Source organism: Desulfovulcanus sp. (assembly GCF_982781345.1).
This window is the reverse complement of the sequence record NZ_CEYAEZ010000083.1, coordinates 1-7853: the sequence shown is the minus strand read 5'-3', so window position 1 is coordinate 7853 and position 7853 is coordinate 1. Positions and strand designations below refer to the sequence as shown.

The 7853-nt window shown below is 41.9% G+C and carries 7 protein-coding genes; all 7 read right to left on the bottom strand.

Annotated elements, in window-relative coordinates:
• Positions 1–1770 (bottom strand): polyribonucleotide nucleotidyltransferase (locus tag AC3WVG_RS10715; RefSeq protein ID WP_488798110.1); only part of this gene is annotated, 1770 nt, incomplete at its 3' end.
• Between the two features lie 170 nt (positions 1771–1940).
• Positions 1941–2444: a LabA-like NYN domain-containing protein gene (locus tag AC3WVG_RS10710; protein ID WP_488798109.1), complete on the bottom strand. Its 504-nt coding sequence runs from the start codon at positions 2442–2444 to the stop codon at positions 1941–1943.
• A gap of 3 nt (positions 2445–2447) precedes the next feature.
• Entirely contained in the window at positions 2448–2858 is a 411-nt protein-coding gene (gene rpsO, locus AC3WVG_RS10705) for a 30S ribosomal protein S15 (protein ID WP_488798108.1), read from the bottom strand.
• A 230-nt stretch (positions 2859–3088) separates the two neighbouring features.
• Positions 3089–3418: a hypothetical protein gene (locus tag AC3WVG_RS10700; protein ID WP_488798107.1), complete on the bottom strand. Its 330-nt coding sequence runs from the start codon at positions 3416–3418 to the stop codon at positions 3089–3091.
• A 222-nt stretch (positions 3419–3640) separates the two neighbouring features.
• Positions 3641–3889, bottom strand: a complete 249-nt coding sequence (locus tag AC3WVG_RS10695) for a hypothetical protein (RefSeq protein ID WP_488798106.1) — start codon at positions 3887–3889, stop codon at positions 3641–3643.
• Positions 3889–6171, bottom strand: coding sequence for an AAA family ATPase (locus tag AC3WVG_RS10690; protein ID WP_488798105.1), 2283 nt, complete (start codon positions 6169–6171; stop codon positions 3889–3891). The genes AC3WVG_RS10695 and AC3WVG_RS10690 overlap by 1 nt, the downstream gene beginning before the upstream one ends.
• 15 nt (positions 6172–6186) lie before the next feature.
• Positions 6187–7853, bottom strand: a 1667-nt coding sequence (locus AC3WVG_RS10685) for a ubiquitin-activating E1 family protein (RefSeq protein ID WP_488798104.1), incomplete at its 5' end; no start/stop codon positions are given.

Below are 7853 nucleotides of genomic sequence, written 5' to 3'. Positions count from 1 at the left end.
CCTGATGGTTTTTCCGACAGAGCCAATCACATCCCTTATTTTATCCGGATTTATATGTAAAGAAGTGATACGGGGGGCATACTTTGATAATTCCTTCCTTGGTTCAGAAATAGCTTTTTTCATCACATCTAAAATCTGTGCCCGGGCCTGACTGGCTGCTTTGATAGCATCACGGCAAACATCCAGACTAATCCCTGTCAGCTTGATGTCCAATTGAATAGCAGTAATACCTTTGGATGTGCCCGAAACTTTAAAATCCATATCACCAACATGGTCTTCCAACCCCTGAATATCAGTTAGAATCCTATAATCGCTTCTGTCCTCAGGATTGGTCATAAGTCCTATGGAAATACCAGCCACCATATCACTAATAGGCACGCCAGCATCCATCAAGGCCAAGGTTGAGCCACAAACCGAAGCTTGAGAGGTTGAGCCATTGGATGACATTATCTCTGTTACCACCCTGATAGTATAAGGAAAGTCCTCTTTAGAAGGAATAACCGGAAGCAATGCCTTTTCCGCCAAAGCGCCGTGACCGATTTCTCGCCGGCCCGGCCCGCGGGAAGGTTTGACCTCACCCACGCTGAAACCAGGGAAATTATAGTGATGCATATAGCGCTTCTTGGTCTCATGCTCCATAGTATCCAAGAGTTGCTCGTCGCCAGGAGCGCCCAGAGTCACAATTGACAAAGCCTGGGTTTCGCCACGGGCAAACAATCCTGAACCATGAATACGAGGAAGAATACTAACTTCGGCTGACAAGGGGCGAATCTCATCAAAGCCCCGGCCATCCACTCTTTGGCCTTTGTTTAAAACTAAATCTCTGGCTACATCTGCTAAATAATCTTCAAATCGGGCCTTGCCCCAGGCACGCATTTCCTTACTTACTTCATTATCCTCTTTTAAAATACTATCCAGCTCTTCTTCCAGCTGCCCGATTTTCTGCTTATAATCGTTTTTATCCCTGACGGGAAAAATTTTATCCAAAGCATGCTGTCCGATAAACTCTTTTACCTTAGCAGCAACTAACTCTTGAGCTTCTTTGTCTTCCTGACTAAGTTCAACTCCAGAATCTTCTTTGGGCTTGCCGACCTCTTCCCTAATCTTTTTCAAAAAAGGAAAAATAGGCTGGACTGCCTCCATAGCCTTAGCAATTCCTTCAATCACAACATCATCTGCCACCTGTCTTGCGCCTGCCTCAATCATTACTACCTCTTCTTTAGTTCCAACAACTGTCAAATCCAAATCAGACTGTTCGTGCTCTTCGTACGTCGGATTTATGATCCACTGTCCATCAATTTGCCCTAAGCGAACGCCAGCTACCGGTCCCTGCCAGTTCACTGGAGATATCTCCAAAGCAAAACTGGCCGCCAATAAAGCCGGTATATCAGGATCATTTACACCATCAAAAGACAGCATAGTCAGGACAATTTGCACATCGCGACGCTCTAGTTCGGAAAACATCGGCCGCAGACTGCGGTCTATCAGGCGCGCTGTCAAAATTGCCTCATCTGAAGCCCGACCCTCTCTCTTAATAAACCGCGAACCTTTAATTTTGCCGGCGGCATACATTTTCTCTTCAAAATCTACCAACAGGGGAAAATAATCTACCCCGTCCCTGGGTTTTGTCTCCTGCACGACTGTGCCTAAAACCACTGTATCGCCCAAGCGGACTGTACAGGCCCCGTGAGCTTGATTGGCCAGTTTACCGACCTCTACCTCAAGCTCTTTTCCAGCCCAAAGCAGCTGGAATTTTTTTACTTCTTGCATTTTTTTTATTTCCTTTACGCCGGCCGCGGCGCAAAATTTGTTTTGTGAGAGTTATTTGAAATTAGCTGGCTAAAAAACTTTCAGACACCTAACTTCAAATAAACTCTTTTGCCCTGCGGCCTGACTTAATTATATTATAAAATTACTAATCAAAATTCTTAAATCTTTATTCATTTTTTCAAAATATACCTTCTGGTATTCTGGCTTAAATCAATAAATTCATCAGCTGCGTCAATCAAAGCCTGGGAAGCGCTCTCAGAAAAAGCCATCACCTCTACCTGCACACCTTGATACTGTAAATATTCTATCAAGGGGACGAAATCCCCGTCACCAGTAACTAAAACCACTACATCTAAACGGGTGGCAAACCTGACCACATCCACGGCAATACCAACATCCCAATCAGCCTTTTTGGCCCCGCTGTGAAAAATCTTCAAATCCTGCACCCTGACATCATATCCTTGATTAGCCAGAGCATCAAAAAAACCTTCCTCTTCTTGAGTTTCTGATTTGACTACATAAGCCCGAGCCCGAAACAAGGAACGGCCTTCCACTGCATCTTTGAGGACATTCTGAAAATTAACCCGGCCGCCATGGAGATTTTTGGCTGAATGATACATATTCTGCACATCAACAAATACCCCCACCCGTTGATTATTATGTTTAACAGCCATAAACTATTTCTCCTCCTCAACCACTTCCCCTTCGGCCTCTTCTTTATCAGCTGCAGCAGCCTCAATATCTTCCTCAGCCAAAGAGGCGGTCACTGATGGTTTAATTTTTATTTTCAATTTCTTAACTAGATTTTCAAAGCTTTCTTTGTTATCTTTTTCCAAGAAACGCAAAAGTCGTCTGCGCTGATTCACTTTTTTTATCAAACCCCGTCGGGAAGAAAAATCCTTACGGTGCTCTTTTAAGTGTTCGGTCAGCTCTTTGATCTCCTCAGTCAAAATGGCAATTTGCACCTCAGCCGAACCAGTATCATTGGCATGAGTGCCAAATTTCTTTATAATGCGTTGTTTTTTCTTCTTATCCATCATGGTGATGTGTCCTTTCTTCTTTGCGCCAATCCCAGAAACAGGCTCCATGCGCGCCTTTTATCCGAGATCCACGCCCTAATAATAAGTGCTGATACTCTAACATAAATTCTTTTTTTTGGCAAGAGAAAACGGGCAGCCGCTTCGCGACTACCCGTTGGGTTTAATTAAATATTGTAAGCTTGTCAAATAAAAAAGTAATCTGGACGGGGAATGGAAAGTAAAGACGTTCTGGCCAACCACACTCATCCCTTTTAATAATTGCTCTTTTGACCACTAATTTACTTACTCCTTAACTCAGTCCTTATCTTATAAACTCCATCTTCTATTTGACTAATATATTCTGAAAAGCGAAATCTTTCTTCAATCACCTGTTCTGAAGTCATTAAAGCGGCAGATGTCTTAACTGCACTAGCCAGATATAAATCTTTCATTACTTTTTCCAAAACTGCTTGAGATCTAAATTGAAAATATAGAAAAGTAAACCCATCCTCAGGAATGTCATACTTACATTCAACATAAACTTCACCATGTACTCCATCTGCAAAAATTACTTTCACTTTTGTATTGATTTTTCTATTACTCAATCCCCATTTTTCTGCCTTAGACAAGAAAAAAATAATATCCTGGACCCTTCGTAATTATCACCTTACCCGTGAGGGATTCTTTGACAGCCACCTCTCTTGGAATTATCCGTTGTACAAACGGAACCCAAGAAAATGAGGGTAATAAAAAACAAGATTCTTATGTCAAGTATAAATTATAAATCCTGTACTAAAATAAACGAAAAAAATACCCGCAGTAGACTATTATAGTCACTGCGGGTAATTAACTTAATTTACTTTTTTTGCCAAAACTGCACCAATCTCTCTCACAACTTTTTCTACTTCGGTCGTATTAACCTTTCTTTCAAATTGAAATTTAACTTTCGTAGGAAAAGCCTTTTCAAACTCCCTTGTCAACCTATAAAGATAACCGCTCTCTGTAATGAAAAAACCAGAAGTAATTAACTTTTCTCCGTCAGGAATATAGTATTCTCCATCATCTAATATATAATGGCCATAATAATCAGATTCTTTCATCACTTATCTCCTTTCGTACTAATCTTTTGAAAAATAATCTGATCGCTTCTTTTTATAATCTTAATTTGATCTCCGTTGCCGAATTCTTGACGCGCTATTTTCCGTCCCAAAGGGGCTAAAACTATACGCCGAACAACCCTTTTTAATTCTCGAGCCCCAAGCTTAGCACTAAAACCTTTTTCAATAAGCATGGTTTTGACGTTCTCGGTGAACTCTAAACTGATATCATAATCAATCTTAACTTGCTCAACTATCTCATACAGGCGTAATTCCAAAATATCCTTCATATTATCTCTGATTAAACTATGAAAAAGAACTATCTCATCCACACGATTAATGAACTCTAAACGAAACCCTCGCTCCAATAATGCTTGATGAAGCACATTTACATCTCCAATCTCATCATTCTTAGTAAAACCAATGCTCTTTTTCGTCGCCGGAATTACATTTGTAGTCATAATAATCACAGTATTTTCAAAATGCGCTTTACGGCCCTGATTGTCTGTCAGTACTCCATCCTCGAGAACCTGCAGCAGGATGTCAAAGATATCACGGTGAGCTTTTTCAATCTCATCAAACAATACGACAGCATAGGGTTTGTGTCTGATGTCATTCACCAACTTTCCACCTTCATCATAACCAACATAACCAGGAGGAGATCCAATCAAACGTGAAACCTGATGTTTTTCCTGATACTCCGACATATCATATTTAATCAATGAATCTTCGCTGCCAAATAACAATAAGGCTAATTTACGCGCAACTTCAGTTTTGCCTACACCAGTTGGCCCCAAAAATACAAAAGAACCGATAGGTTGCTTGCCCATTTTGACGGATAATAAACGTTCGGCTATCAAACTAACAGCTTGATCCTGCCCAATAATATATCTTAACAATTCGTCTTTTAAGGCAAGTAAACGCTGGTGATACTCTTGGGATGTCGATACTGGAACACCACTCCATTCACTCACCACCCTGGCAATATCTTTCTCATCAATAACCGGATTACCATCAGCTGCTACAACTTCACGGCTACCCGCCTCATCTAAAACATCAATGGCCTTATCAGGAAAATTACGCTCGTGTATGTAGCGGGCAGTTAACCTCACAGCGGCCAACAAAGCAGCATCAGTATAAGTTACATGATGGTATTCCTCATACTTTTTGCGCAAACCTTGCAAAATCTGCAAAGTAACTTTCTCTGTAGGCTCTTCTATAAGGATTGGCTGAAACCTCCTTTCCAGGGCCGCATCCTTTTCAATATATTTGCGGTACTCATCCAAGGTAGAAGCGCCTATACAAGGAAATTCTCCGCGAGCCAAAGCAGGCTTTAATATATGGGCCGCATTCAAACCCCCTTCCGACGAACCTGCTCCTAAAACCGTGTGTAATTCGTCTATAAAGACAATGATTTCCGGATGATCAGAAATTTCCTTAAGCAAACGCTGGAATTTCTGCTCAAACTGGCCGCGGTATTGGGTACCCGCTGTCAGATTGGTCAGGCTTAAAGAAAAAATCCTTTTACCTCTTAACTTTTCGGGTACGCCGGTTTGCTCTACTATAGCCGAGGCTAAACCTTCCACTACAGCAGTTTTGCCAACGCCAGCTTCGCCAATAAATACGGGATTGTTTTTCTTGCGTTTTAACAAAACCCGTATAGCCTTTTTTATCTCCTTATCGCGTCCGATAACCGGATCGATTTTTCCTTTACTGGCCAACAATGTTAAATCTTTTCCAATTTGAGCTAAAACTGAAGAAGATCCTAAGCGTAAAGGCCTTAAAGGCTCCGGAGCTACCTGATGAATAGGCGCTGAAGCTGACGGTGAAATATCAAGCAAAGAGGGGGTGCCAGCAGGACGATGCCTTGAAACTTGTGTTGTCAGACCGACAATCTGGGCAAGCTGTGACTGCAAAGGCTTAATTCTCACCTGCAAAGACTGTATCACCTGATGACCCAGACACAGAGGTAACGCCAATATACCCATCAGTAGATATATACCCTCATCATGCGATCCAGAAGCCCGGCTGCGGGCACGTAAGCCCGCAGCCAATACTTGTCGTATTAGTGATGGGTGCTCTGCTGACACTCCACCGAGATTATAAATCTCAATTAAAATATCCAACGTGACATCACTCCTTAGTCTCGACCTTAATTCATCCTGAGCCAGATCAACTATGGCTGCTAACAAATGAAAAGTGGTTGTTGATTCACTTCCCAAAAGCGTTGCCAGTTCTCCAGCTCTATTGATATAAGGCCGAAAACATTCCAAATTTATTGGCATGTTTTCTCCTCCTTTTTAAGTTTCAAGTTTATGTTTAATGTTATATTTCCGTCCACAAACACTGCAAATGTATGAGCTACCTAAACCAGCAACATCGTCTACACCGTAAAGCACCACTTGCCCTGGATATTGCACTCCGTAGACATACCCCGGTTGATCTAAAAGATACTCTGAATAATTACCTCCAACAAAACATATCTTCTCAGCCTGCATAGAATTTCTAAACCAAGCTGATTGGAGATAATCAGGCAGGGAAAGTTCCAAACTCAAACGCAGAGCCAGATGGGCGCTCGGCCAGGTTTCAAATATAGTCGCCGGCTGAGTTGGGTCATCCGGATCAGAATACAGCATAGACCGCATTTCTTCATTCAATACCGGGCCTGGTGATACGTCCAAAGTAAGATTGTTCTGAAAGCACTCATAACAGGGGCCCTGAGAACCGTTAACAACCACTACTTTGTAATGCGTCGCGCCCGGAAAAGCACTTGGCACAATATGCTTAATGCCTCGCTTGCGTAAAATTTCACAAATCGTGAAATTGTCATCATAAGTACGGCCCGTAGCAACAATAACCAAAGTAGGCTTATAAGTATCCAGTAAATCTTTGAACTTTTCCAGAGATGCCGGATCCGACTCTTTTATCAATAAATCAACCGCACCAAAGCTGTATTGGCTGTTGCTCAAAGTGCGAATAGAGTCAGAAGTACTAGCTTCCCAGTCACCGCCAGGATCCACCATTTGGCTTAAAAATTTTTGTAAAACAAATGGCTTTGCTTCCTTAGTTCCAATCCAGCTAGTTCCGACCAACTGGCGAACAGGATTGTACGGAGAAAATGGCTTATGGTCAACTAGTAATAGATTGCGATAATAATTAACCAACCCGCCGACAATTAAACTGCCGGTACCGCAACCTATGACCATAACCCTCTCATCCGCAAAAGCATCGGCTGGTATTTGGGGAATAAAAAATCTGGTGGAAAAAACATTCTTTAAGAAAGAGAGTTTTTTTTCTGAATTCAGATAATAAATCCACCAAGGCCAGTCATTATTTCCGCGTAAAACAAAATTTTTCCGCCGATGAAAGAACAACTCTTCCAAATCCTTACGTTCGAACTCAGTACCGCGCACCAGCAAAGCCTTAGTATAATTCATGACCAGATCCATTACTTCCAGCCAAACCAAACTATTTTGCCGGCCTATCCTTTCTTCCATATTAGAAGGTAAATCCTTAGCAATCTCATCAGGAAAAGGATCAGGCAAGCCAGGCCCGCTGACAAAAACTGCCGACTGGACCGGAATATTTTTAAACAACAACCAACCGACTGTGAGTATATCAGTCATTTGAGCTAAAGTGTTAGCCAACCAGGCAGACTCCAGACTCCCACCGCCGACTATCAGATCAACGTCTTGTTCTGTTAATACCTGAGCAATTTCTGACAATTTTGATTTGCTTCTCACAATTAGCTTCCAATTCTTTTCTAAAGTATTATGAAAGCTGAACTGTTTTTTAAGCGCCAAGCCCGAATCTTCGCCAATATACCTCGGACCATAAGTCAGAGATATAGGATCGCCGGATTGAACTGTACGGGTGAAAAAATATAGTTGTTTTTTAACCCCACATCTTGCTAAACCATCAGCTATTAAACAAGATGGCCCAGGGTCTATGAAAGCAACTTTCTTTT

Coding starts and splice junctions, on each gene's coding strand:
- AC3WVG_RS10710 (WP_488798109.1), bottom strand. CDS start 2,444: ATGGCTGTTAAACATAATAATCAACGGGTGGGGGTATTTGTTGATGTG.
- rpsO (WP_488798108.1), bottom strand. CDS start 2,858: ATGGAGCCTGTTTCTGGGATTGGCGCAAAGAAGAAAGGACACATCACC.
- AC3WVG_RS10695 (WP_488798106.1), bottom strand. CDS start 3,889: ATGAAAGAATCTGATTATTATGGCCATTATATATTAGATGATGGAGAA.
- AC3WVG_RS10690 (WP_488798105.1), bottom strand. CDS start 6,171: ATGCCAATAAATTTGGAATGTTTTCGGCCTTATATCAATAGAGCTGGA.